The organism is Microbispora sp. NPDC049125 (assembly GCF_040802045.1).
Classification (GTDB): Bacteria; Actinomycetota; Actinomycetes; order Streptosporangiales; family Streptosporangiaceae; genus Microbispora.
Map to the genome: position 1 here is coordinate 336,884 of NZ_JBEZDW010000001.1, position 23,797 is coordinate 360,680.

Consider the following 23,797-nt stretch of genomic DNA (forward strand, 5'->3'; position numbering starts at 1 on the left):
TAGACCGGAGGCGTCATGTTAACCATTGGAGATTTCGCCCGTCTTGGCCGGGTGTCCGTACGCATGCTGCGGCACTACGACGCGCTCGGACTGCTCCGGCCCGCCTGGACCGACCAGGTCTCCGGCTATCGCTACTACGAGGCGGGGCAGCTTTCCCGCCTCAACCGCCTGATCGCGCTCAAGGACCTCGGCCTCACACTCCAGCAGGTCGGGCAGGTCCTCGAGGAGAAGGTCGGCCTGGAGGAGCTGCACGGCATGCTGCGCCTCCGCCGTGCGGAGCTGGAGGCTCAGGTGGCCGGTGACACGGCGCGGCTGGCCAGGGTGGAGGCGAGGCTCCGAATGATCGAAACGGAGGGTGTCATGCCTGCGGACGTCGTGATCAAGAGTGTTCCCGCGATCCGCCTCGCCGAGCTGAGCGGCATGGTGGAAGGCTACGAGTCAGACAAGATCAGCCCGGTGATCCAGCCTTTGTACAAGGAGCTGATGAAGCGCCTCCACGAGGCCGGAGTCCAGATCACGGGCCCGGCGGTCGCCTACTACGAGCAGACCGACGAGGGCGTGCTGGTGCATGCCGGAGCCCCGGTGAATGTGGAGCAGGGGAAGACCTATGACTTCGAGGTCGTCGACCTGCCCGCCGTCGAGCAGGCGGCCACCGTCATCCACCACGGTCCCATGGACCACGTGGACGTCTCGTTCCAGCGGCTCGCCAAGTGGATCGAGGACAACGGCTACCGCAGCACCGGCTCCTCCCGCGAGGTGTATCTGAACTGCGCCGACGGCGAGCCCGCGACCTGGGTGACCGAGTTGCAGGAAGTGATCACGCGTTCCGCGTAAGGGCGGTCCCGTTCATTTCCGGGCCGGTCACCCGAAGTCCTGTCCCGGCCCGTGTGTACGGGTGTCCGCGTGAGGCCTGAGAAGCCGGCCTAAAGCAGCGGCGACGACGTGCGGCTGTTCGGCCTGGATGAAATGCCCGGAGTCGATGACCTCGCAGCGCCCGTCGGGCAGGCTCTCGGCGTAGCGGCGCTGGTGCTCCCGGATCCCCGTGTAGATCTCCGCCTTCCCCTTCGGGGTGTGGCCGGCCGAGAGCACCAGCGCTTCGCACCGCGGCAGGGCGGGCGGCCGGGCCCGGAACCGCGGGATGGCCGCGGCGACCGCCTTCACCTCCGACCTGGTCTGGGCGATCCCCGCCGGGGTGAGGTTCTCGGCGAGCATCGCCTCGTAGGTGTCCGGCGGGAACAGGCGCCTCATGTTTCCGGACGCCAGACGCCGGAACGGCCTGAAGCGGGTGAGCACCTGCGCGACGGCCAGCCCTTTATCGATCTTCGCGGTCGTCCGGTCCCAGGTGTCGTACACGGGGGCGGTCTCCGGCGTCGGGTCGATCAGCAGCAGTCCGCTCAGCCGTGACGAGAGGCTTTCGGCGGCACGCCGCGCGACCAGCCCGCCCATGCTGTGCGCGACCAGCACGAGCTTCCCCGGGACCACGGTTTCCACCATCTGGACCAGGTCCGCGGCCATGTCGTCGATGCTCAGGTCCCCGGCGACGCGGCCGCTGCGGCCGAAACCGGCCCGGTCGTACGCCACCAGGCGCGCCTGGTCGTGGAGAAGGGGCAGCAGTGCGTCCCAGCATGTCCGGCCACAGCCCTGGCCCGCCTCGAAGACCACCCACTCGGATCCCGTGCCCGACTCCTCGACATACACGTTCCGGCCGTTGACGCCGACGTTCCGCCCGGATGCCTGCCTCATGCTTCCTCCACCGTGTCATTGTTCTCAATTTCGAGAATGGTATCGCATCTGAGACCATAGGGAAATGGACACGGTCGACCTGCTCCTTCACCCGGTGCGGCTCCGCGTCGTGCACGCGCTTTCCGGTGGGCGGACGCTCACCACCACGCAGTTGTGCGCGCGCATGCCCGATGTCCCGAAGGCGACCCTGTATCGGCACGTCGGCCTGCTCGCCGCGGGGGGCGTCCTCGAGGTGGACGGCGAGCAGCGGGTGCGCGGCGCCGTGGAGCGGCGGTACCGGCTGAGCAGGGAACGGCCCGTGATCGACGCCGACGCGGCGGCGGCCATGACGCTCGACGAGCACCGCCGCGGCTTCGGTGCCGCCATGGCCGCACTGCTCGCCGAGTTCGAGGCGTACCTCGACCGGGACGGCGCCGACCCGGTGGCCGACTCCGTGTCCTACCGGCAGTTCACCCTCTGGCTCGACGAGGAGGAACTCGCTGGCATGATCAAGGACATGACCGCCGCGCTCATGTCCCGGGCACGCAACCAGCCCGCGCCCGGCCGCACACCGCATCTGCTCGGCACGATCCTGTTCCCCACCGATGGACCGCACTCCCAGCAGTAGGCGGCGCGGCGCCTTCCCGGGATCCTTTGACACGCGGGGAAAATGTCGGGGCCGCGGGATACGGTCGTGTCGTCATGCGAAGCGCCGAGGCGACCACCGGGCTGATCGGCAGGGACCATCCTGCCGCGTTGTTGCGCGCCGAGATCGTACGGGCGGCCGGCAGCCATGGCGGTTTGGTGCTGGTCACCGGTGAGGCGGGAATCGGCAAGACGACACTCGTCACCAGTGCGGCGGAGGAGGCCCGGCGCCTCGGCGCGCTGGTTCTCGGCGGGTCGTGCTGGGACTCCGGCAGCGCCCCGGGCTACTGGCCGTGGGTGCAGGTCCTCCGCGGGCTGCGGCGCGGCGCCGCACCGGGAGAGTGGGGGGCGGCCGAAGAGGCCGCGGGCGGCAGCCTGGCCGCCCTCCTCGGCGAGTCGCCGGGCGCGGACACGGTCGACGGCTTCCGCCTGTACGACGCGGTGACCAGCGCCCTGGTCTCGGTCTCGCAACGCCGTCCCGTGGTCGTCCTCCTGGAGGACCTGCACTGGGCGGACACCGCGTCACTGAGGTTGCTGGGGTTCGCGGCCCAGCACACCTGGTTCGAGCGGGTGTTGCTGGTGGGCACCTACCGCGATGTCGAAGTGGCGGCGGCGGACCATCCACTGCGGTCGCTCGTGCCGCCGCTGGAAGCGCGGGCGACGACGATCACACTCACCGGTCTCGAACGGGACGAGGTCGGCGCGCTGATCGCCCGCACCGCCGGCCGCGATCCCTCCGCCGGCCTGGTCGCACAGGTGCACCGGCGCACCGGCGGCAACCCGTTCTTCGTCGAGGAGACCGCGCGGCTGTGGCGCAGCGGCGGTTCCGTCACCACGGTGGCTCCCGGCGTCCGCGACACCCTGCTGCGCCGGCTCTCCCTGCTGCCCGGCCCGGTCGTGGAACTTCTCACCACCGCGGCGGTGCTCGGCCGCGAGTTCCACCGCCAGGTGCTGGCCGCCACCGCTCCCATGCTCAACGTGGACCGGCTGCTCGACCAGGCGATGACCTCCCGGCTGGTCGTCGCGCGGGAAGGGGAGGTGTTCGCGTTCGCCCACGACCTGGTCCGCGAGACCCTTTACCGGTCCATCGAGGACGAGGAGGTGCCCGGCCGGCACGCCGCGGTCCTCAGCGCCGTGGACAGGTCTCCCGATGCCGCGGACCACGTGCTTCCCGCCGACCTCGCCCGCCACGCCTACCTCGCCGGCCACCGCGTCGAGCCGGCCCGCGCGGTGGATCACCTGCTGGCCGCGGCCCGGGACGCGGTCAGGCGTCTGGCGACCGAGGAGGCGATCGGGCACTACCGGAGGGCGCTCGAGCTGGCCGTCGCCGACGCGCCGCGCCGGCGGGTCGTCATCGCGCTCGAACTCGGACGCGAGCTGTTTCACCAGGAGGACCGCGACGCCGGGATACGGGTCTTCCAGGAGGCGGTCGCCTGCGCTCACGAGATGGGCGATCCCGAGCTGCTGGCTCGTGTCGCGCTGTCGATCCATGGAGACTGGGGCGGCGACACGGGGGAGATCGGCGCCGGCCTGCTGAGGGAGGTGCACGCGAAACTGCTTCCCGGCGATTCGCCGGATGAGCCTTCCCTCGACCGTCTCGCGCGGGACCTCGCCATCCATGCCGCCGGGCTGGCCCGGGAGGGCCGGGACGACGAGACGCTGGCCGTCAGCCTGTGGGCCCACCACAACACCATCTGGGGCCCGGGGACCGCCTCGGAGAGGGTGGCCCTCACCGGCGAGCTGATGACCGTGGCCCGCCGGACCGCCGACCCGGAGATGGAGGGCTTCGCCGCGTCCCTGCGCTGGGTGGCCCTGCTGGAGCAGGGCGATCCCCGGTATCTCGACCAGTTCCACACCTACGTCGCGCTGGGTGAGCGCGGCGACCTGCCGCGCATGGGCATGGCCACGGTCGTCGACCGCAGCATCGTCGCCGCTTTCATGGGCCGCTTCGACGAGGCGGAGAGTCTTCTCGACCAGGTGACCGCGCTCGACGGGCGGCTGGCGCACGACCAGTGCGGATACTGGCTGGACCACCATCGCTGGGCGATGCGGATGCTTCAGGGCCGGTTCGACGACCTGGACGAGCTTCACGGCAGGCTGCTCAGGAGCAGGCACCCCTGCCCCGGGCTGCTCCGCGCCATGACGGAGCTCCGGCGAGGCGACGTCGACGCCGCGATGCGCCATCTCGCCGACGCCGTGGCCAGGGGCGAGGCGCACGACCGCTCGCTGCAGCCGCTGTGGCTGAGATTCCAGGCCATGGTCGCCGTTTCCGCGCGGGACATGCGGCTGTGCGAGAAGGCCCGCGCCGAGATCGAGCCGTACGCCGGGACCTGGGCGGTGTCCATGTACGGCTGGGACATCGGCGGCCCCATGGTCTTCTGGCTCGCCCTCCTCGACGCCGGTCAGGAGCGGTGGGATGAGGCGATCGACGGGTTCCGTCTCGCCGGGCGCTCCGCCGACCTCCTCGGGGCGCGTCCCTGGTCGATCGAGGCGAGGTCGCATCTGGGCGAGGCGCTGCTGGCGCGCGGCAGCCCGGGAGACGCGGAGCAGGCCGTCACCCTGCTGGACGACGTGGAGCGCGAGGTGGCCCAGATCGGCATGCGCCACATCGCGGAGCGCGTCGGCCGGGCACGTCTGCGAATGCGGCCATCGGCAGCCGGCCTGGCTCCCGGCACGGCGTCCGACCAGGCTTCCGGCACGGCGTCCGGCCCGCCGCACGAGTTCCGGAGGGACGGCGCCGTCTGGTCGCTCGGGTTCGGCGGCCACACGGTTCACCTGCCCGACGCCAAGGGACTGCGTGATCTCCACAGCCTGCTGAGCCGTCGCGGAGTTGACGTGCCCGCCGTACAGCTCCTCGATCCTGAAGGGGGGCGGCTCGTGGTCGCCGCCCGGCAGATGGGCGGCGACGCGCTTCTCGACGAGGAGGCCAAGACCCGGTACCGGCGCCGGCTCGCCCAGCTGGACGAGGAGATCGACCGGGCGGCCGAGCTGGGCGACGACGACAAGGCGGCGGAGTTCGACCGGGAGCGCGAGGCGCTGCTGGCGGAGTTGCGCCGGGCCTCCGGGCTCGGCGGGCGCGACCGCCGCCTGGGCGACGAGGCCGAGCGGGCCCGCAAGGCGGTCACCGCCCGGATCCGTGACGTCCTGCGAAAGCTCGACCGGCTGCATCCCGCCCTCGCCGCCCATCTGCGTGCCGGCGTCTCCACCGGCGCCAACTGCCGCTACCAGCCGGACCAGGAGATCCACTGGCGACTGTGAGGTGTCACTTGCGGTTGTAGAGGCGCATCGTCAGTGTGCCGAAGACCGCGATCAGCACGGCGCCGGAGACCAGCACCCAGGTGATCTCTCCGGTGTCGGCGCTGCCCGCCATCAGTGAGCGTGCCGCGGTGACCAGGTGCGAGATGGGGTTGACGGTGACGAACGCCTGCAGCCAGCCCGGCATGGTCGCCGGATCCACGTAGACGTTGCTGAGGAAGGTGAGTGGGAACAGCACCAGCATGCTGACGCCCATCACCGACTTCTCGCTGCGCAGCATCAGCCCGAACATCGTCCAGACCCACGAGAACGCGAACGAGAAGGCCAGCAGCAGCGCGATCGCGCCCAGCACGCCGGCGACGCCGCCCTGCGGCCGGAACCCCAGCACCAGGCCGACCACGAGGATGACCGTGGAGGCCATCGTGTAGCGCAGCATGTCGCCGAGCAGGTATCCGACCATGGTCGACGGTCGCCAGATCGGCAAGGTACGGAAGCGGTCGAACACCCCCTTCTCGATGTCCTTGTTGACCTCCACCCCGGTGTACATGGTGATCATCACGACGCTCGTCACCATGATGCCCGGCAACAGGAACTGCAGATACTCCGTCGGCGAGCTGGCGAGCGCACCCCCGAACAGGTAGGTGAACATCAGCGTCATCATGATCGGGAACGCCGTGACGTCGAACAGCTGCTCGGGGACATGCTTGATCTTCAGCATCGCCCGCCACCCGAACGTCAGTGAGGCCGAGACGGCGCTCGGGCGCGGGGGCCGGGCGCCGGGCGTAAGGACCGCGGCCAGGGTCTCGGCCGCGGGGACGTAGGACGTGCCGGTCTCGGTGGTCGTGGCGGTCATGCCGCTGTCTCCTGCTCGGTCGAGGGGCGGTCGGGGAGGGCGGGGTCGTCCCCGGCGGGTGCGCCCGTCAGCGCGAGGAACACCTCGTCGAGGCTGGGCTGGCCGAGGGAGAAGTCGTCGACGACGATGCCGGACGCGGCGAGCGCCGCCAGGGCGCGGGAGGCCCGCTCGGCGGCGGCGCTCTCCGCGTCCTCGGTGATTCGGCTGGTCAGGGCCACAGGATCGGCCTCCAGGTGGACCGGCGCGTCCAGTTCCTTGGACAGCACGCGCTCGGCCTCCGGCCGCTGCGCCGCGTCCCGCAGCCGTACGTGCACCGACCCAGCGCCGACAGAGGACTTCAGCTCACCCGGGGTCCCTTCGGCGATGACCTTGCCGTGGTCGATGACCGCGATGCGGCCGGCGAGCCGGTCGGCCTCGTCGAGGTACTGCGTGGTGAGCAGCACGGTCGTGCCGTGGGCGACCACGATCCGGATGATGTCCCAGACCTGGTTGCGGCTGCGCGGGTCGAGGCCGGTGGTGGGTTCGTCCAGGAAGAGCAGGTCGGGTGTGTTGAGGATGCTGGCCGCGATGTCCAGCCGCCTGCGCATGCCGCCCGAATAGGTCTTGACCTGCCGCCCGGCCGCTTCGGTCAGCCCGAAGGCGTCCAGCAGCCGCATCGCCCTGTCCTTGGCGGCGGGCTTCTTGTGGCCCAGCAGCCTGCCGAGCAGGACCAGGTTCTCCATCCCGGTCATCTCCTCGTCCACCGAGGCGTACTGACCGGTCAGGCTCACCCGGCCGCGTACGGCGTCGGCCTCGCGCAGCACGTCGTGGCCGAACACTCTGGCCTCACCGCCGTCGGGGCGCAGCAGGGTCGCCAGCATCTTGACCACGGTGGTCTTGCCCGCCCCGTTGGGGCCCAGCACGCCGTAGACGGTGCCCGCGGGCACCCTGAGATCCACGCCGTCCACCGCGCGGTTCTCGCCGAAGGCCTTGACCAGGCCCGATGTATCGATGGCCAGGTCCGTTATCCGGTCACTCATGAAGTCGTCTCCTAGTCGTGCGTCATCACCCCCAAGGCGCGAGACCGCCCGCTAGATCCGATCTAGCGGGCGGTCTCGGTCATCGCTTTCCTTGACCTGTGATCTAGCGCGGCCCCATCGCAGGGAACGGCTGCTGTGCCATCACGTCGCGACGGTCCTCCTGCAGCCGGGTGATCATCAGGACGACCGCGATGGCCAGTGCGGCCGCGAGGATGCTGAGGGCGTTGGCCACGACGTCGAACGCAGCCGCATCCCGCATGTCCGGTAGCTCGTCGGCTCGCGTGAGAGACCGGCTCACCAATTGCGACACCCAGGTGCTGAGCAGCCAGGTGAGCCACCACGCCCATATGAGACCGGAACGGGGAGCGGTCGCGAGACTGCCGATCCGCGCGATGACACCCGGCTTGGACGAGGTCCAGATGTCGTCCATGATCTGCTTGGGGAACCAGAGGCTGACAATCGGGACGCCCCATCCGAAGATCAGCCACGGCTTGGCGCGCCGGTGGGGCCACGGGCTGAGCGACTCGGCGTTCGCGCGGGCGCGGAACAGCCAGACCAGGAACACGACGGCGGTGGCGACGTAGACGAGGAACTCCACGACGCCGGAGACGGCGTACAGCTGATCGCTGGCCTCGGCGTCGGCGAGGTCGAAGGACTCTCCGTCGGAGATGAAGGACTCGATGAGAGTGGCACGCTGCGCACTGATGCCGGCGGCGATCAGATCCACCACAGAGTCGACGATCAGCATCACGACGGCCGCCGTCCCCAAGCCGCGTATCGGACGCAGGGGTGCGGGGACTGCTGGGGGGTACATGGAAGACTCCTCGGAAAAGGGTGTGGAGCCAGTATGTGAGGCTCGCCCAAATCCCGTCACTCCGGTTTCCCGTCCGTGACGTTTCCGGGAGCGTGACGCCACTTCTCCGGCCCATCCGCGTCGCCGCTATCCACCCCGGGTCACAGGTCGCGCCGGGCAGTGACTCCTGCTGCGCTTCCCGCGAACCGACGACGGCGTTGAGCCCACCGCCGGTTCGGTCGGTCCGGAGAACCCCTCATCCCGCTCCGGTTGCCCCTCGGACCTGGCCAGGTCGACGTCCATGCTCCAATCGGAGCCGGACAGCCCGCACCGGCCGGAGGAGTGGATCCAGGCGATCATGTCGTACGAGCCGACCATTATCTGCGCCAGTGCCGCTCCGCCTCATCGGGCAGCTCGGGATGATCGGTCAGACCCTTCAACTTGTTCAGCGGCCACTGGGCCGGGTCCTTCAGCACCGGGTTCACGGGCGGCGCAGAGCACGCGCCGAGGGCCGGTAACACCAGGAACGCGGCCAGGGCACGCGTCGGACGATCGCCCACGGTGGTTCTCCGTTCACGTCGACTCAGTTGATCTTCAATGCAAGTTCACCTCACCTCAAGGGCGCGCGCCAGAGACTTCGCGGCCTACCCGTGAGGTGACGGCCGCGATCCGGCGCTCCCTTTGCCGTCGCACGGGCTTGGGTGCGGCGCTCGCCGAAGATCGCGTCGCTCCGGTCTCCCTAGTGATTGCATTGGGTAGTCGCCTCTACGCTCTCTCCAAGTAGTCGCGATCCGTAATCACTAGCCGGAAGCAGGAGGTCAGCCATGTCTCGTGTCAGAGTGCACAATTTCTCTGTCTCTCTGGACGGCTTCGCCACGGGCGAGGGACAGAGCCTGCAAGAGCCGTTCGGCCACGCCGGCGAACGGCTCCACGAGTGGTTCTTCAAGACCCGGACCTTCCACGCCATGCAGGGGAAGACCGGCGGCGGCACCGGGGTCGACGACGCCGTCACCGGTACGTGGGACGCGGGCATCGGCGCGGAGATCATGGGCCGCAACAAGTTCGGGCCGCAGCGGGGGCCGTGGGAGGACCACGAGTGGACCGGATGGTGGGGGCCGAACCCGCCGTTCCACACGCCTGTCTTCGTCCTGACCCACCACCCCCGGCCCTCGGTGGAGATGGAGGGCGGCACCACGTTCCACTTCATCGACGCCACCCCCGAAGAGGCCCTGCGTCAGGCCCGCGAGGCCGCCGGCGGCCTCGACGTGCGGATCGGTGGCGGGCCGAGCACCGTCCGACAGTTCCTGGCCGCCGACCTGGTCGACCACATGCACGTCGTCGTCGTCCCGATCACCCTGGGCCGCGGTGAACGCCTGTGGGACGGGCTCGAAGGACTCGAGAAGCGCTTTCTGATCGAGTCAGTGACCACCCCGAGCGGCGTCACCCACATGACCTTCACCCGACGGTAGCCCCCCGAGGGCGTATGGGGACGTTCCGCCTGGCCGGTGTGGGATCCGGCCCGGTCACGGATTCGGCGGCCGCGGATCGCTTCGCAGCCTGCTGTACATCCAGCCGTCGCGCCACTGACCGGCGAGGAACTCCACCGAACGTAAGACGCCCTCCAGCCTGAAGCCTGCCTTCTCCAGCGACCTCTGTTCCGCGATGTTCTCCGCATGGGTCACCGCCTGGATGCGCTCGACGGGGGTGTGGGTGAACAGGTAGTCGCACAGCATCGCCTGAGCGCGCCAGCCGATGCCACGCCCACGCCAGTCCGGAAGCAGGGCGATCCCCATCTCCCAGTATCGGGAGACCCCGGCCACTCGCGCCGACCAGCTCATCAGGCCTGCGGCCGTGCCGTCGGCCTCGACGATGATCCTGCTGTCGTCCACGCCCAGGTAGCCGTCCGTGGCGAAGCGACGTGCCGGGGCCTGCGCGTCGCGAAACCCCGCCCAGTCCAGGCCGATCAACCCCGGCTCCGTGGCGAAGCGCCGGAACATGACGAGATCGTTCTCTGTCACCGGCCGCAGCCGTACCTCAGGCGCGCTCACCGTGCCGCCTTCCCCTCGATGCTCTTCGACCCTAGCGGTTGAGATCATCAGCCGCTGACGGCGCGAAGGGCGCCGGGACGGCGGCCGGTGAGGCGGTCGAGCCTGGCGGCGGTGGCGTCGTCAGCGGGGAGGTAGGCGATCAGAAGTTGGCTGTCGTCGTCGGACAGGTCGAGGGTCTCGTAGGCCAGCCGTAGTTGGCCCGCCTCCGGATGCGCCATCAGTTCGAGGCCGGTGCGTCCGGCCGGGCCGCGCGGGGCCTTCAGCCGGTCGGTGAAGGGGGCGCCGACGGCGAGGGTCAGTTCGTCGACGAGATGTTCGACGTGCGGGTCGTCGCGGGAGACGCCCCGTTTCAGGCCGGCGAGCCGCTCGTCGGCCACCCGCTTCCACTCCGGATAGGCGGCCCTGGCCCTCGGGTCGGCGAACAGGTAACGCAGCAGATTGGCCGGCCTGTGGTCAAGCAGTCCGATGGGACCGGTGAGCCGCTCGTAGCCGTTCGTGTGGGCGAGCACGTCACTGAGCCGGTTGATCACCAACGCGGGGGCGGGTTCGAGCCGGTCGAGCAGCGCCCGGACGGTGGGACGCACCGACTGTGCGGGCGGCCGATGGCACTGGCCGACCAGCCGGCCGGCGCCGCCGGCCGCCTTGAAGTGATGGAGCAGCTGGACGCGCTCGCCGGTGGACAGGCGCAACGCGTCGGCGAGGGCGGCGAGTACGGGTGCCGAGGGGTGACGATCGCGCCCCTGCTCAAGACGGGTGAGGTATTCGACGCTGATCCCGGCGAGCGTGGCCAGCTCGGAACGGCGAAGGCCGGGGGTACGGCGCCGGCCGCCGCCGGGCAGCCCGACCTCGGCGGGGGTGACGGCCTCGCGGCGGGCCCGCAGGAACTCGCCCAGGGTGTTGTCGCTCACGAGTCGCAGGCTACCGAGTGGCCGAGTCTCCGATCGTGGCCCTGTGGGGGCCAGTCTCGGCGCGGCCTCCCTCCGGAGATCCCCGTCGCCGGATCCTTGGCCCTGCTCAGGGTTTCCACTGTTGTGAGGAGCGTCGAAATGGATCTGGGACTCAGCGGCCGTACGGTCATCGTGACGGGAGCTTCCGGCGGCATCGGCCGCGAGATCGCCCGCGGGTTCGCCGCCGAAGGGGCTGACGTCGTGCTCACCTATCACCGCTCCCAGACGGGCGCGGAGCGGCTCGCCAAGGAGATCGGCGGACGCTCACTCGTCGCCCCGTACGATCTGGACGACGACGAGGCGGCCCGTGGCCTGGTCGGGACCGTGCTCGAATGGTCCGGCCGGATCGACGTGCTGGTCAACAACGCCGTGCACTGGGGTGCCGCCGAGCCGGACACGGGCGGCTCCTTCGAGGCCGTGCCCGACGAGAGGTGGCGGAGGGTGATCCGGGCCAACGTCGAGGGCGCGCTCCGGCTCAGCCGGGCGGTCGTCCCGTCCATGCGAGAGCGCGGTTGGGGCCGGATGGTGCACATCTCGTCGAGCATCGCGGCCGACGGCATGCCCGGTGGGGAGTACTACGGGGCGGCCAAGGCAGCGCTGCACGGTTTCAGCAGGTCAGCCGCGTTCGGTCTCGGAAAGGACGGTGACATCCTGTCCAACGTCGTCATGCCCGGTTTCACCAGGACCGAGACCAACGTCGCGATGGCCGAGCAGGTAGGTGGCCATTACAGCGCGCGGGCTCCGATCGGCCGCCTGCTCGACGCCGCCGAGGTCGCCAACGCCGTCGTCTATCTGGGCTCGGCCGCCAACACCGGCATCACCGGACAGGCGGTCAAAGTGACCGGTGGTGCCTGACGCCCGGTACCCCGGCCGGCCCGAAGCCGGCCAACCTGAGAACGGCTGGGTTCTGCGCACAAGTACTTCGTGTACTTGACGTACGTGCCTCGCGTTCCGATACTGATGATCGGACGAGAGGAAGTGGCATGGGAGTGCATTTCGCCAGCTACACCGAGGCCAGAGCCAAGCTCAAGGAGCTCCTCGACGCCGCTGACCGCGGTAGAAGCGCGACCGTCCGTCGTGACGGTCGGACCGCCGCTGTAGTTGACGGTGAGCGCCTGCGCTACTTCCTGGCTCGAATCTGCGTATCGAACACTCAGGTAGTCGCTGAAGATGGCGGATGGTCGGTGTTCATTCCAGGATTGCCGGTCGCCGCGGACGGGCGGACGTTCGACGAGGCCATCGGCGAGATGGTCGACGCACTTCGGGAGTACGCCGAGGACTGGCAAGACCACCTGTTGGACGCTCCCAACCACCGGGACAACTGGGGTCTGGTGCAGATGATCTGCCTGAGCAGCGACGACCAGCTACGTGAGTGGCTGACCGGGGTGGCTCCGTGACGTGGCCGCAGCCGACCCGAGATGATCACGAGTGCTTCTGCAAGGCCGAGGGCTGGAGGCGAATCCGGGACGCCAGGGGACGGACGGGCACTCACCACGTCACGTACGAGTTCGACCTTCCCACGGGCGGCATCCTACGGACGCGGATCTCGCATCCACCTGACCGTACGACTTACGGGCCCAGCCTTTGGGCTCACATCCTGCGGGACCAACTCCATGTATCGGAGGAGGAGTTCTGGGGCTGCGTCCGGGAGGGGATCGTCCCTGACAGGGGAGGCCCTCAGGCGCCACCAGAGGCTCTTCCCGCAGATCTCGTACACCTCCTCATTCACCGAGTGGGGCTTACGGATGCCGAGGTCGCCCAGATGTCGAGGGACGAGGCGCTTGCTCGTCTGCAGCTCTTCTGGTCGGAAGGCTCATAGCCGAATCAGAGGCGCGCAGCGGTAGCCGGCGTGGACGTTGAGCAATAGACCACGCTGCCAGCCGCACTTTCGCAGGCGGACGGTCGGTATTCATCGGGCGCGGCCAAGCAGCAGGTTCAGCCAGATCCGGCGCGCCCGCGCGTCGCGCAGACGCTCGGTCTCCATGATCTCCGGCCTTTTGGCGGTGTGGTCGGTACGGCGGATGAACAGCAGTCCGCTGGAGGCGCACAGTTCATACGCCAGCGGCGAGCAGTCGTCGCAGGTGTGGGTGACGACCCGGACAGAGACACTGCGCTGGGTCTCACGCATCCACCGGATCGCGACGTGGCCGGGCTGCTCGAGAGCCACATGCAGCCCCGGACAGGCGTCATCGAAATGGCTGAGGGCTTTGAGCGCCCGGGCGGCGGATGCTCGTAGGGCAGATGGCGGCGCGCTCATCGGGGTGGCAATTCCGAAGCGAGTCGCTCCTGGTCGCCGAGCTGTTCACCGAGTTGGTGGGTGTCATCTCCGTCGATCGTGTGGCTCAGCCCATGGTCCAACTCCTCATCGGTGAGCTGTCGATTGCGCGTAGCCCAGAGGCGATCCGCGGAGCTTCGCCAGATCGTCCAGCCGGGGAACGTGGCCTGCAGTTCTTTCAAGGTTGTCGTTGCCCGCATGGCGACAGGGTGACGTTTGGTGGTGGATCGTTTACACTCCGTTCTTGGGACGTGTGGGACGTTTTGCGTTGCCGCTCAGATACGTCCTCAACGTCCTCTCGATTCGAGGTCGCGCGTGTCAAATGACTCTCTACGGCAAGCAATGACGGATGCGAGACTTACCGAAAGGGACCTCGCATTGCGGTGCGAGGTGGACATCAAGACAGTGTCCCGCTGGCTGGCTGACGAAGCGCGTGTCCCGCATCCGCGTCACCGGTGGGCGGCGGCCGAGGCTCTGGGGGTGGATGAGTCGGTGTTATGGCCTGAAGCGATAAGGAACACGGTCAAGATCGGACCCGATCGGGAGATTGTCACGGTCTACCCGTACCGTTCCGCCTGTCCTAAAAGCGTATGGCGAACGCTGATCACTGAAGCGCAGTCGAACATCACCATCGCCGGATACACCAACTACTTTCTTTGGCTCGAGCATCCCAACTTGGCCAAAGCTCTCAAGCGCAAGGCCGAACAGGGTTGCGAGATTCGGTTCCTGATCGGCGATCCCGACAGCGACGTGACGCACCGCCGTGAGGACGCGGAAGCAGTGCCACTGACGGTCTCCACCCGCATCCGCATCACCCTTGCCGAGTTGGAGCAACTCAAGGGCGTGTCCGGCATAGAGGCGCGCTTCGGCGACGAGCACATCGCCATGTCGGTGTTCCAGTTCGACGACGAGATGCTCGTCACCCCGCACCTGGCCAAGCTGGTCGGCCACGACTCACCGATGCTGCACTTGAAGCGCTACCAGGACGACGGCCTCTACGACCGCTTCGCCTACCACGTCAAAGAGCTGTGGTCAGTAGGCCGAGACATCTGGGCGGCAGCAAGCGCGGGATGAGTGGCAGCTTTGTGACCGTTATGGTGAAATCTGGGCCGGCGTTTCAATACGATGATCGCTTGCGGTGCGCTTGTAGCGCAGACCTAGCCACAAGGACATGTAGTGGACGACGCCCTGATTCCTGGCCTGTACGACTCGCTGCTCACTGAGAAGCTCACCAAAAGCATCGACGCGACGCGGCAGATGGGACACCTCGTGGAGGTGTCCGAAGTTGACAAAGAAGAGGTAGCTCATCTGCTGGGCCGTTTCGTTGGCGAAACAGCAGCCCGAGCTTTGGCCATGCTGAAAGAGCCACAAGAGCAGGTTGATTTGGTCAACCGGCTGCTGAACCAGTTGACGGAGCCCGAGACCGTAGCAGATGGGCCGAACAGGCTGTTGTCGATCGTGCGGGCCAGTCCGGGTGCGAGCACCCCAGTACGCCCGTTGACCTCACTGTCTGAAGCGGCCTTGTTAACCAACGCTCGCGAGGATCCCAACCTGGCACATGAGTTGGCGGCCGAGTTAGTCAGTGCCAACCGCGTGGACCTCTTGTGTGCCTTCGTCAAGTGGTCGGGGCTGAGAATCCTGGAACGCTCCCTCGCGGACTTGCAGCGCAGGGGTGTCCCTCTCAGAGTGATCACGACGACGTACATGGGTGCGACTGAGCGGCGTGCGCTGGATCGACTGGTGCGCGACTTCGGCGCCGAGGTGCGGATCAGTTACGAGCAGAACTCCACCCGCCTACACGCCAAGGCATGGCTGCTGCGCCGGGAGACCGGCTTCGACACCGCCTACGTCGGCAGCTCCAATCTCTCCAGGGCGGCACTGCTGGACGGGCTCGAATGGAACGTACGGCTCTCGTCCGTGACTACCCCTCGGCTGCTGGACAAGTTCGAGGCGACCTTCGACTCCTACTGGAACCGGCCAGAGTTCGAACCTTACGATCCGGCAGTTGACGGCGACCGGTTGGATGAGGCGCTGTCCCGATCAAAGGTGGGTCAGCAGCTTTTCGATATCCCCGCCTTGGTGCCGCATCCTTTTCACCACCAGCGGGAGATGTTGGAGGACCTGGACGTCGAGCGCAGCGTGCACGGTCGGCATCGCAACCTCCTCGTCGCGGCCACCGGTACCGGCAAGACGGTAGTAGCGGCTTTCGACTACCGTAACCTGCAGCAACGGCTGGGCCGCCAGCCGTCATTGCTGTTCGTCGCGCACCGGCACGAAATCCTGGCTCAAGCATTGCGCACGTACCGGCAGGTGCTGGCTGTGCCAGATTTCGGTGAGTTGCATGTAGGCGATGACCGTTCGCGAGAGTGGCGGCACGTGTTCGCCAGCGTGCAGTCGCTCACAGCCATGAGGATCGAGTCATTCGACCCTGAGCATTTCGACGTAGTCGTCATCGACGAGTTCCATCACGCCGCCGCTCGTACCTATCGACGGATCATCGATCATCTCAAGCCCAAGGAATTATTGGGGCTCACTGCTACCCCGGAACGTGCCGACGGTACCTGGGTTCAGGACGAATTCTTCGAGGGCCGGATAGCCTCCGAGTTGCGTCTGTGGGACGCATTGGATGCCGACTTACTCTGCCCGTTTCACTACTTCGGTATCAATGACGAAACCGACCTCACCAGCATCAAATGGTCGCGTGGCTCCTACGACAGCAATGCGCTCGACAACTTGTTCACTGGCGACGATGTCCGAGCCCGCCTGGTCTTCAATACGCTGAACGACAAGGTTAGCAACCTCGCCACTGTGCGTGGCCTAGGCTTCTGCGTCTCAGTACGGCATGCGCGCTTCATGGCCGACTTCTTTACGAGGGCAGGGTTGCCCTCTCTTGCGGTGGACGGCTCCACTGATGACGCTTCCCGAAAGGCGGCACTGCGGGCGCTGCGGGATGGCGCGGTCCGCTTCCTGTTTGCGGTCGACCTGTTCAATGAGGGTCTGGACGTACCTGATGTAGATACCCTGCTGCTTTTACGGCCGACTGAGAGTGCCACTATCTTCCTCCAGCAACTTGGTCGAGGGCTTCGCCGTACTCCGGAGAAAGAGGTGCTGACGGTGTTGGACTTCGTCGGCCAGCACCGCAAAGAATACCGCTTCGCTAATCGGTTCCAGGCATTGACCGGGTTCTCTCGCGGTAGGCTAGACAAGCAAGTCAAAGACGAGTTCCCGCTACTGCCGTCGGGTAGCCAGATTGTGCTGGACCGAGTGACCAAGGATCGGCTGCTGGCCGAGCTCAAGATCCATCTCGGGGCGACGGTGAACACGTTGACACAGGAGATCCGTTCTTGTGCGGAGACGTCGCTTACCGCGTATCTCGAAGAGATGGGGCGGGACATCGGCGACCTGTACCGCAACCGAAGGTACTGGACGTCGCTCCTTCGGCGGGCCGGCCTGTTGCCTGAGTCTGGCTCGCCGTTAGAGGAGGTGCTTGGCCGGCGAGTCCGGACGCTTCTGCATGTGGACGACCGTCGCCGTGGCGAAGCATATGCCCGACTCCTAAGCGCCGACGGCCCACGCTACGCGGACTGCTCGCCTACGGACCAGGCCTTTGCGCGGATGCTGTGCTTCTCCTTCTGGCGTGACGGCGGAAACTTCTCTTCCTACGATGAGGCGCTCGATCGTCTGCGCGCTGAGCCTGTTCTGTGTGAGGAGATCCGGCAGGTTCTGACCTACGGCGTTCACCGCCCAAGGTACGTGGCCCGACCGCTTGATCCAGAAGTTGGTGCAGTGCCGCTCGCGGTCAACGCCCGTTATTCCACGGAGGAAGTGCTCGCCGCGATCGGTTGGGCATCGCTTGGTGGGCTGGTGCCGTCGACGATGCGTGAGGGTGTCGCATGGAGCCCGGTGACTAAGTGCGATGCACTGTTCGTCACTCTCCACAAGAACGAAAAAGAGTTCTCCCCTCAGACCATGTACCGAGACTACGCGCTCACCCCACGTCTTTTCCACTGGGAGTCACAGAACCGGACGAGTTCTCACTCCACTACAGGTCTGCGCTACCAGAACCATGAGGCTGAGGGCAGCCACGTGCTCCTGTTCACCAGGGAGCGTAAGGAGAACGAGAGCGGCCACCCCGAACCCTTCGTTTTCCACGGCACTGCGCGATACGTCGAACATCGAGGCGATCGTCCGATGGCCATCACCTGGAAACTCTTTGAGGAAATGCCAGCGGACCTATTCCGCCGAGCTGCCATCGCAGGGTGAGTTCCGCAAGACGACTCGCCACAGGTGGCCACAACCGATGGTCGAGCAACTTCCTCAAGCGTGTTGCTGAGAGCGCAGGCAGGGAGCATCCTGACCTGGAGCACCGAGTGTGTGCGACTCGTTACTATGCGCGTCGCTCAGTGCTCTCGTGATCCTTGTCCGGCCCTCACCCCAGGAGGACTGACGCGATGCCCGCCCGATGTCGTTCCGACTTCTGGCCGAAGAGCGCCACAGGGACAACCGGGTGGTGTTCTGTAACCGCTTCGAGAAAGCGGCGCGCGTGCTCGCTCAGGAGACCGGCCTGCGGGCCGAGCTGTTCCCGGTTCCGGCGGCGGTGTCCGTACGTTCCTACCGGGCGGACTGGTCGCCGACGCTGGGCCTGTCGTACATGGCGATCACTGACCGTGACGTGCCCTTCCGGGGGCAAACCGGCCAGCCGCCGAAGTGGTTCGAGCTCTGCGACGAGTGGGAGAGGGTCTTCCCCGAGGACCGTGACCGCATCCAGGTGTACGTACGCCACCTGCCGGCCGAGCGCTCCGAACAGGCAGACGACGTGGTTCCCCGAACGAAGGAGTTCACCGCATGCCGAAACATGAGGGACAGAAACCGTCGAGCAAGCCCTTCACACCCGAGAAGCCGACTCCGGACGGGGACCGCCCCAATCCCGGGGGCGGTCAGCACGAGAAGCCCCAGGGCCAAGTGACGTGACGGACAACGCGCACCTGATCGCACAGCTCCAGGACCTCGACTCGCGATGGGCTGACGCCATGCGGGCGGTGCCGCGTCACCTTTTCATCCCTGATCAAGCGTGGTGCTCTCCTGACGACGAGCCGGGGTATCTGATCGACCGGACCGCCGACCCGGACGGGTGGATGGACGCTGTCTACTCGAACACGGCGATCGTCACCCAGCTTGACGACGGGGCGACCGACCTGACAGCGGGAAGCGGGGACTACACCTCGTCATGCTCCATGCCCAGCATCGTCGCGGCGGGCCTGGACCTGCTCGATCCCTACGACGGTGACGAGGTCCTGGAGATCGGTACGGGAACCGGCTGGACGGCGGGCCTGCTGGCCCATCGCCTCGGCGACGGCAACGTCACCAGTGTCGAGATAGATCAGGCCGTCCTCGCCGCAGCGGCCGAGAACCTCAAGAACGCTGGGCGTCTTCCCCGGCTCGTCCTGGGGGATGGGAGTGCCGGGTGGCCGGATGGCAAGCCCTATGACCGCGTCCACGTCACCTGCGGCGTCGATGAGGTGCCCCACGCCTGGGTCGAGCAGACGCGTCCGGCGGGCCTGATCGTAATCCCCTGGATGCCTCGGTGGGAGGCCGGTCACCTGACCAGGCTGACCGTGACCGGAGACGGCACGGCTGTGGGTAGGTTCTACCGGAGCTGTTCCTTCATGATGCTGCGGTCGCAACGTCGGGGCGTACCCGAGGCGACGGGCGACTATCGGGAGTCGTCGACCTACCTGGACCCACGCCGTATCGTCCGCTCCTCCGTCGGGGCCGATGTGGCGGTCGCGGGCATGATTCCCGACCTGAACGGCCGGCACGCCGACGAGGACAACGGCGAGTTCCACCTGTGGCTGTGGTCGGACGACTCCGATGCTCAGGTGCACTACTCACCTGAGTACAAGCGCGTGGCCGTTCTCCAACGGGGGCCGCGTGATCTCTGGGACGAATTGGAGGCCGCGTTCCTGCGGTGGGTTTCCTCCGGTTCCCCCGGCCGTGACCGGTTCGGCCTGACCGTCACGCCAGAAGGCCAACACGTCTGGCTGGATCGGCCGGACAACGTGATCCACTGAGTGGTGGTATATGCCGATGAAAAGGATCGCCGTGTACGCCGATCCCGAAGACCTCGCGGTCATCAGGAAGGCCGCGAAGCGCCGTGGCATCTCTCAGGCGGAGATCATCCGAGCCGGAATTCACCTGGCCGCGATGGCGAACCGAGTGTGGGACGAGCCGCTGGACTGGCCGACCTTCAAGGCCGTCGCCCCGCGTCCCGGTCGGACCGGTCAGATGCCCTGGGGGAGGCGGAAGAGCCTCTTCGGGTCGTAGGCGGCCTTGACGCGGGCGAGCCTGGCGGCGTTGGCGCCGTAGTACTGCTTCCGCCAGTCCTTGAGCTTCGGGTCGATGTAGTTCACGTACGCGTGGTCCCCGAAATACGGCCGCATGGCGGCGTGCGCGGTTTGGGTCCAGGCCGCGGCCCCGCCGAAGTGGGCGTAGTACTGCACGCTGAACAGCGCCTTCCGGTGGGGGAAGGCCGTCGCGTCGGACCGCACGCGGCCGATCGCTCCGCCGAGCGCGTCGAGCAGCACCGAGTGCCGCCCGCCCGCCGCGACCTGGGCGACCAGCGCCTTGATCCCCGCCGTCGGCAGCGGCGCGTACGCCATGTGGGACGCGGCGGAGAACGAGTCGCGCACCAGCTTCCCACCCGAGGTCTGGCCCGGCAGCGAGCCGGGGCGGTGGCACTGCGCCACGGTCAGCGACGAGCACCCCGCCATGACCATCATCGCGTGGTCGTACGCCGAGGTGGCGACGTAACGGGTGGATGGGCCCGAGCCGACGCGGTCCACGAGCTTCTGCAGCAGCTTCTCGCAGCCGGCCTTGCCGCCGAGGTAGAGGCCGCCGACCTGCACGTCCAGCGAGGGGTCGTGGTTGAGATGGCAGTTCGACCACATCGCGTCGGGCGCGGACGGCGCCCACGCCTGCCACGCCCGCAGCACGGCCGCCGCCTTGGCCCACGGCCAGTGCAGGAAGAAGACGGTGACGTCCCGCGTCGGGTGGGTGCGGAACGTGAACGACGTGGCCACGCCGAAGTTGCCGCCGCCTCCTCCACGCGAGGCCCAGAACAGGTCGGGGTTCTCGGTGGCCGAGCAGGTGACCACCCGCCCGTCCGCCAGCACCATCCGCACCGATTCCAGCGCGTCGCACGTCAGGCCGTACGTCCTGGACACCACGCCGATGCCGCCGCCGAGGGTGAGCCCGGCGACGCCCACGGTGGGGCAGGTGCCCGCCGGGATGCTCACCTTGTGCGCGCCCAGCTTCGCGTACACATCCACGAGCCGCGCTCCCGCGCCGACGGTCGCGTGGCCGCCGGAGTGGGACACCCCGCTCATCGGCGACACGTCGATGACCAGCCCCTTGCCGGTGGACCAGCCCGCATAGCTGTGACCGCCCGACCGGGACGTCACCGGTACGGCGAACCGCCGGGCGAACGCCAGGCACTCCGCCACGTCGCCCGGTGTCTTGCAGTACGCGACACCGGCGGGCCGTACGGAGTCGAAGGCCGTGTTGAAGACCCGGCGGGCCGGGTCGTACGCGGCGTCCCCCGGGCGGATCAGCCGTCCGTCCAGCCCCCGGCCCAGCGCCGCCCAGTCGGAAGCGCGTGGCCCGGCCGCCGCGGCGGCCGTGCCGGACACGACAACGGTCCCGGCCATCGCCGAGACGCGAAGGAAGCTTCGCCTGTCCATCATGGTCATCTCTCCGAGGTGTAGAGCTACCTCGTGAGACGTGTGGTGATCCGCTCTGGTTGGTTACAGTGCCATCACTTCTCACCGATCCGCAGGGCCAGGGCCGGGCACATCTCGACCGCCTTCTGGGCCTCGCCCCTCAGCCACGACGGTATGCCGCTGTCCATGAAGACCGGATATCCGTGGTGGTCGAGTTTGACCAGCTCGGGTACGAGGTGGGCGCACAGGCCGTGCCCCTGGCAGCGGGTCCAGTCGACGACGAGCCGCGCGTCCGACTCGTCGGTGATCGGCAACGGCAGCACGTCCAGCACCGGCCGCCCGCAGCCGCCGTGGACGCGGTGCTCCTCCACGTCGTCGGCGAACGCGTCCAGGGCGGAAAGCACGAACCGTGCCGAGCCGTCGGGGTGGAAGCACGCGCCCCTTCCCCGTACGGCCGCGGCGGCCGCCCGCACCAGGTCAGGGCCGTCGGGTGCGCCGTCCTCGACCTCGGCGAACGCCCGCGCGAGGTCGGGCAGGCCGAGCCGGCACGGCCCGCACTGCCCCGAGGACTGGGCGGCGAGATAGGCGGCCACGCGGGCCGTCTCCCCGAGGGGGCAGGTGTCGCCGTCGAGCGGCACCACGATGCCCGCGCCGAGCTCGCCCCCGGCCTCCGCCGCCCCGCGCCGCGACACGATCGCGCCGTAGCTGTCGGCGCCCGCCATCCACTTGCCGTGGTACCCGCCGAGCAGCACGCCGTCGCCGACGGTGGCCTGGCACAGGTCGAGTACGGCGGCCAGCGGCACGCCTGGCGTCACCTCGACGACCGATGGGGAGGCGACCGAGCCGCCGACGGTCAGCAGGACCGTCCCCGGCTCCTGCACGGTCCCCACCGACGCGTACTCCTCGGGTCCGAGCTCCGCGAGGACGGCGAGCTGGGCGAACGTCTCGGCGTTGGACAGCAGGGTCGGCAGCCCGTCCACACCGCTCTCGCTCGACCTGGTCTTGCGGCCAGGGGGGACGCCGGACGCGCCGTTCACGGCCCGCACGAGGGCGCCGCCCTCGCCGGCGATGAAGCGCTCCGGGATGCCCGCCACCCGGACGCAGCCGGACAGGCCCCGTTCGGCGACCGCCGCGGTCATCGAGGCCTCGGCGAGGTCTCCGGCGGCGACGGCGACCACCACCTGCCTGGCGTTGATCGCGCTGGCGGCGAGCAGCGCCCCCTCCAGGACGAGGTGCGGCACGCGGGTCAGCAGCATCTTGTCCTTCATGCTGGCCGGCTCGCCCTCGGCGGCGTTGACCAGCACGACCGTCTCGGAGTCGCGGGCGCGCGAGGCGACCGCCCGCAGCTTGCGCGCGAACGGGAACGCGGCTCCGCCGCGCCCGCGCAGGTCCACCTCCTCGGCCATCGCGATGAGCGAGTCGACCGTCTGGCCGGGAAGCTGGTCGTGGACGGTGTAGTGGGTGTTGAGGTCGAGCCTGCGGTGCTGGTCGAGCCCGGCGGTGAGCCGGGCCGGGCCGAGCCGCCTGACCTGCGAGACGCGGTAGGGAATCACACGATCCTCCGGAGCCTGGTGTCCTGTGGTCCGTTGCTCTGCGGTGCGTCGCCCGGTGCGTCGACGCTGTGGATTCCGGCGTGCTGCGTTCCGGCGTGCTGCGTTCCGGCGTGCTGTGTCCCGGCATGCCTTGTCCCGGCGTGCCTTGTCCCGGTGCCGGGGAACCCGCGCGCCGGAGGCGTGCCGTCGGTGCCGGTGCTGCGCAGCGCGCTGACCGGCTGGGGAACGGCTCGCGGGACCTGCCGGGGCAGGGTCCGGGCCGGTGCGGCCTCCCGCTCATCGATCCGCGGCGCCCTTGCGGGCCTGGCGGCGGCGACGACCCGCAGCAGCAGCGCCGAGCCGACCGCCACGAGGCAGATCACGTAGCTCCAGCTCACCCACGCGGCGGGAGTACGGCCGGCGGCGAGACCGTGGAGGATCGACAGCGGCCAGGCGAGATAGGCGAGGTCGTGCAGGATCCGCCACGCCCACGGCCGCTCCGCCTGGGCGAACCTGCCCCGCATGACTCCGGTGGCGATGACGACGATCATGAGGTCGGAGGCGAGCGCGCCCATCCCGACGTACAGGTTCGTGCTCGGGACGACCGAGCCGTACGGCGGGACGAGCCCGGCGGCGATCTTCATGGCGATGTGCACGACGAGGAAGCCGACGCCGACGAGGGCGGCGGACCGGTGCACGAGCTGCGCGCCCACCCGGTGGGGGATCGGCAGGACGACGCGCTCGGTGGCCGCCAGCCCGAGGGCGACCGTGGTGGTGAGGGCGACCAGGGAGACGACGCCCGCGTAGAAGGTGAGGAAGGCCTGCGCCTCGGCCATGAACCCGGCGCCCGCCTCGGTCCTCGCCGCGAGCAGCCCTCCGCTCACGACCAGCGTCACGACGACGCCGAGACCGATGCGTACGCCACGGCTTTCGAGGTCGAGGCCGGCGTCCGGCCGGGTGTGCCGGGGAGCCCGTCGCTGGGGCAATGAT

22 protein-coding genes are annotated in these 23,797 nt (G+C 68.4%); 11 read left to right on the plus strand and 11 right to left on the minus strand.

Going from position 1 to position 23,797, the window contains the following annotated elements:
- The first annotated feature begins 15 nt into the window (after nucleotides 1-15).
- Nucleotides 16-834 (plus strand): MerR family transcriptional regulator, encoded by an 819-nt coding sequence (locus AB0B72_RS01455; protein WP_367736281.1) that lies wholly within the window; start codon nucleotides 16-18, stop codon nucleotides 832-834.
- A gap of 27 nt (nucleotides 835-861) precedes the next feature.
- Here the strand turns inward: AB0B72_RS01455 and AB0B72_RS01460 are convergent, their stop codons facing one another.
- Nucleotides 862-1,743 carry an alpha/beta fold hydrolase gene (locus AB0B72_RS01460; protein WP_367736282.1) on the minus strand — a complete coding sequence of 294 codons (882 nt, stop codon included), beginning with the start codon at nucleotides 1,741-1,743 and terminating at the stop codon, nucleotides 862-864.
- A gap of 64 nt (nucleotides 1,744-1,807) precedes the next feature.
- Here AB0B72_RS01460 and AB0B72_RS01465 point away from each other — a divergent pair, with 64 nt between their 5' ends.
- Together AB0B72_RS01465 and AB0B72_RS01470 are read left to right on the plus strand one after the other, a co-directional pair.
- Nucleotides 1,808-2,350: a helix-turn-helix domain-containing protein gene (locus tag AB0B72_RS01465; protein WP_367736283.1), complete on the plus strand. Its 543-nt coding sequence runs from the start codon at nucleotides 1,808-1,810 to the stop codon at nucleotides 2,348-2,350.
- Between the two features lie 74 nt (nucleotides 2,351-2,424).
- Nucleotides 2,425-5,625, plus strand: a complete 3,201-nt coding sequence (locus AB0B72_RS01470; protein WP_367736284.1) for an AAA family ATPase — start codon at nucleotides 2,425-2,427, stop codon at nucleotides 5,623-5,625.
- Between the two features lie 4 nt (nucleotides 5,626-5,629).
- Here the strand turns inward: AB0B72_RS01470 and AB0B72_RS01475 are convergent, their stop codons facing one another.
- The 4 genes from AB0B72_RS01475 to AB0B72_RS01490 all read right to left on the minus strand — a co-directional run bounded on the left by AB0B72_RS01475 (nucleotide 5,630) and on the right by AB0B72_RS01490 (nucleotide 8,847).
- Nucleotides 5,630-6,475, minus strand: a complete 846-nt coding sequence (locus tag AB0B72_RS01475; RefSeq protein WP_367736285.1) for an ABC transporter permease — start codon at nucleotides 6,473-6,475, stop codon at nucleotides 5,630-5,632.
- A complete protein-coding gene (locus AB0B72_RS01480) occupies nucleotides 6,472-7,494 on the minus strand; it encodes an ATP-binding cassette domain-containing protein (RefSeq protein WP_367736286.1) in 1,023 nt (340 codons plus the stop codon). Before AB0B72_RS01480 ends, AB0B72_RS01475 begins: the two co-directional genes overlap by 4 nt.
- 103 nt (nucleotides 7,495-7,597) lie before the next feature.
- Nucleotides 7,598-8,308: a DUF4328 domain-containing protein gene (locus AB0B72_RS01485; RefSeq protein ID WP_367736287.1), complete on the minus strand. Its 711-nt coding sequence runs from the start codon at nucleotides 8,306-8,308 to the stop codon at nucleotides 7,598-7,600.
- A 356-nt stretch (nucleotides 8,309-8,664) separates the two neighbouring features.
- The gene (locus tag AB0B72_RS01490) at nucleotides 8,665-8,847 is read right to left on the minus strand and encodes a hypothetical protein (protein WP_367736288.1); all 183 of its coding nucleotides are present in this window, start codon (nucleotides 8,845-8,847) and stop codon (nucleotides 8,665-8,667) included.
- Nucleotides 8,848-9,111: 264 nt separating this feature from the next.
- Here AB0B72_RS01490 and AB0B72_RS01495 point away from each other — a divergent pair, with 264 nt between their 5' ends.
- Entirely contained in the window at nucleotides 9,112-9,756 is a 645-nt protein-coding gene (locus AB0B72_RS01495; RefSeq protein WP_367736289.1) for a dihydrofolate reductase family protein, read from the plus strand.
- Between the two features lie 54 nt (nucleotides 9,757-9,810).
- Here AB0B72_RS01495 and AB0B72_RS01500 read toward each other — a convergent pair whose 3' ends face one another.
- On the minus strand, nucleotides 9,811-10,335 hold the full coding sequence (locus tag AB0B72_RS01500; protein ID WP_367736290.1) for a GNAT family N-acetyltransferase: 525 nt from the start codon (nucleotides 10,333-10,335) through the stop codon (nucleotides 9,811-9,813).
- Between the two features lie 47 nt (nucleotides 10,336-10,382).
- A complete protein-coding gene (locus AB0B72_RS01505; protein WP_367736291.1) occupies nucleotides 10,383-11,243 on the minus strand; it encodes a helix-turn-helix domain-containing protein in 861 nt (286 codons plus the stop codon).
- Nucleotides 11,244-11,381: 138 nt separating this feature from the next.
- Between AB0B72_RS01505 and AB0B72_RS01510 the strand changes: the two genes are divergently transcribed.
- Nucleotides 11,382-12,137 (plus strand): SDR family NAD(P)-dependent oxidoreductase, encoded by a 756-nt coding sequence (locus AB0B72_RS01510; protein ID WP_367736292.1) that lies wholly within the window; start codon nucleotides 11,382-11,384, stop codon nucleotides 12,135-12,137.
- 128 nt (nucleotides 12,138-12,265) lie between these two features.
- Nucleotides 12,266-12,679, plus strand: coding sequence for a prevent-host-death protein (locus AB0B72_RS01515; protein ID WP_367736293.1), 414 nt, complete (start codon nucleotides 12,266-12,268; stop codon nucleotides 12,677-12,679).
- A gap of 512 nt (nucleotides 12,680-13,191) precedes the next feature.
- Here the strand turns inward: AB0B72_RS01515 and AB0B72_RS01520 are convergent.
- On the minus strand, nucleotides 13,192-13,449 hold the full coding sequence (locus AB0B72_RS01520; protein WP_367736294.1) for a hypothetical protein: 258 nt from the start codon (nucleotides 13,447-13,449) through the stop codon (nucleotides 13,192-13,194).
- 498 nt (nucleotides 13,450-13,947) lie between these two features.
- Between AB0B72_RS01520 and AB0B72_RS01525 the strand changes: the two genes are divergently transcribed.
- The 5 genes from AB0B72_RS01525 to AB0B72_RS01545 all read left to right on the plus strand — a co-directional run bounded on the left by AB0B72_RS01525 (nucleotide 13,948) and on the right by AB0B72_RS01545 (nucleotide 19,881).
- Nucleotides 13,948-14,631, plus strand: a complete 684-nt coding sequence (locus tag AB0B72_RS01525) for a hypothetical protein (protein ID WP_367736295.1) — start codon at nucleotides 13,948-13,950, stop codon at nucleotides 14,629-14,631.
- Between the two features lie 102 nt (nucleotides 14,632-14,733).
- Nucleotides 14,734-17,820 (plus strand): DUF3427 domain-containing protein, encoded by a 3,087-nt coding sequence (locus AB0B72_RS01530; protein ID WP_367736296.1) that lies wholly within the window; start codon nucleotides 14,734-14,736, stop codon nucleotides 17,818-17,820.
- A gap of 199 nt (nucleotides 17,821-18,019) precedes the next feature.
- Entirely contained in the window at nucleotides 18,020-18,523 is a 504-nt protein-coding gene (locus tag AB0B72_RS01535; protein ID WP_367736297.1) for a hypothetical protein, read from the plus strand.
- 1 nt (nucleotide 18,524) lies between these two features.
- Nucleotides 18,525-19,628, plus strand: coding sequence for a methyltransferase domain-containing protein (locus AB0B72_RS01540; RefSeq protein WP_367736298.1), 1,104 nt, complete (start codon nucleotides 18,525-18,527; stop codon nucleotides 19,626-19,628).
- A gap of 16 nt (nucleotides 19,629-19,644) precedes the next feature.
- Nucleotides 19,645-19,881: a CopG family transcriptional regulator gene (locus tag AB0B72_RS01545; protein ID WP_367736299.1), complete on the plus strand. Its 237-nt coding sequence runs from the start codon at nucleotides 19,645-19,647 to the stop codon at nucleotides 19,879-19,881.
- Here the strand turns inward: AB0B72_RS01545 and AB0B72_RS01550 are convergent.
- From AB0B72_RS01550 to AB0B72_RS01560, 3 genes are all read right to left on the minus strand, one after another.
- The gene (locus AB0B72_RS01550) at nucleotides 19,839-21,263 is read right to left on the minus strand and encodes an FAD-binding oxidoreductase (protein ID WP_367736300.1); all 1,425 of its coding nucleotides are present in this window, start codon (nucleotides 21,261-21,263) and stop codon (nucleotides 19,839-19,841) included. The two genes, AB0B72_RS01545 and AB0B72_RS01550, sit on opposite strands and share 43 nt — an antisense overlap.
- A gap of 107 nt (nucleotides 21,264-21,370) precedes the next feature.
- Nucleotides 21,371-22,828 (minus strand): NADH-ubiquinone oxidoreductase-F iron-sulfur binding region domain-containing protein, encoded by a 1,458-nt coding sequence (locus AB0B72_RS01555; protein ID WP_367736301.1) that lies wholly within the window; start codon nucleotides 22,826-22,828, stop codon nucleotides 21,371-21,373.
- Nucleotides 22,825-23,793, minus strand: coding sequence for a hypothetical protein (locus tag AB0B72_RS01560; RefSeq protein ID WP_367736302.1), 969 nt, complete (start codon nucleotides 23,791-23,793; stop codon nucleotides 22,825-22,827). The genes AB0B72_RS01555 and AB0B72_RS01560 overlap by 4 nt, the downstream gene beginning before the upstream one ends.
- Nucleotides 23,794-23,797 lie beyond the last annotated feature (4 nt).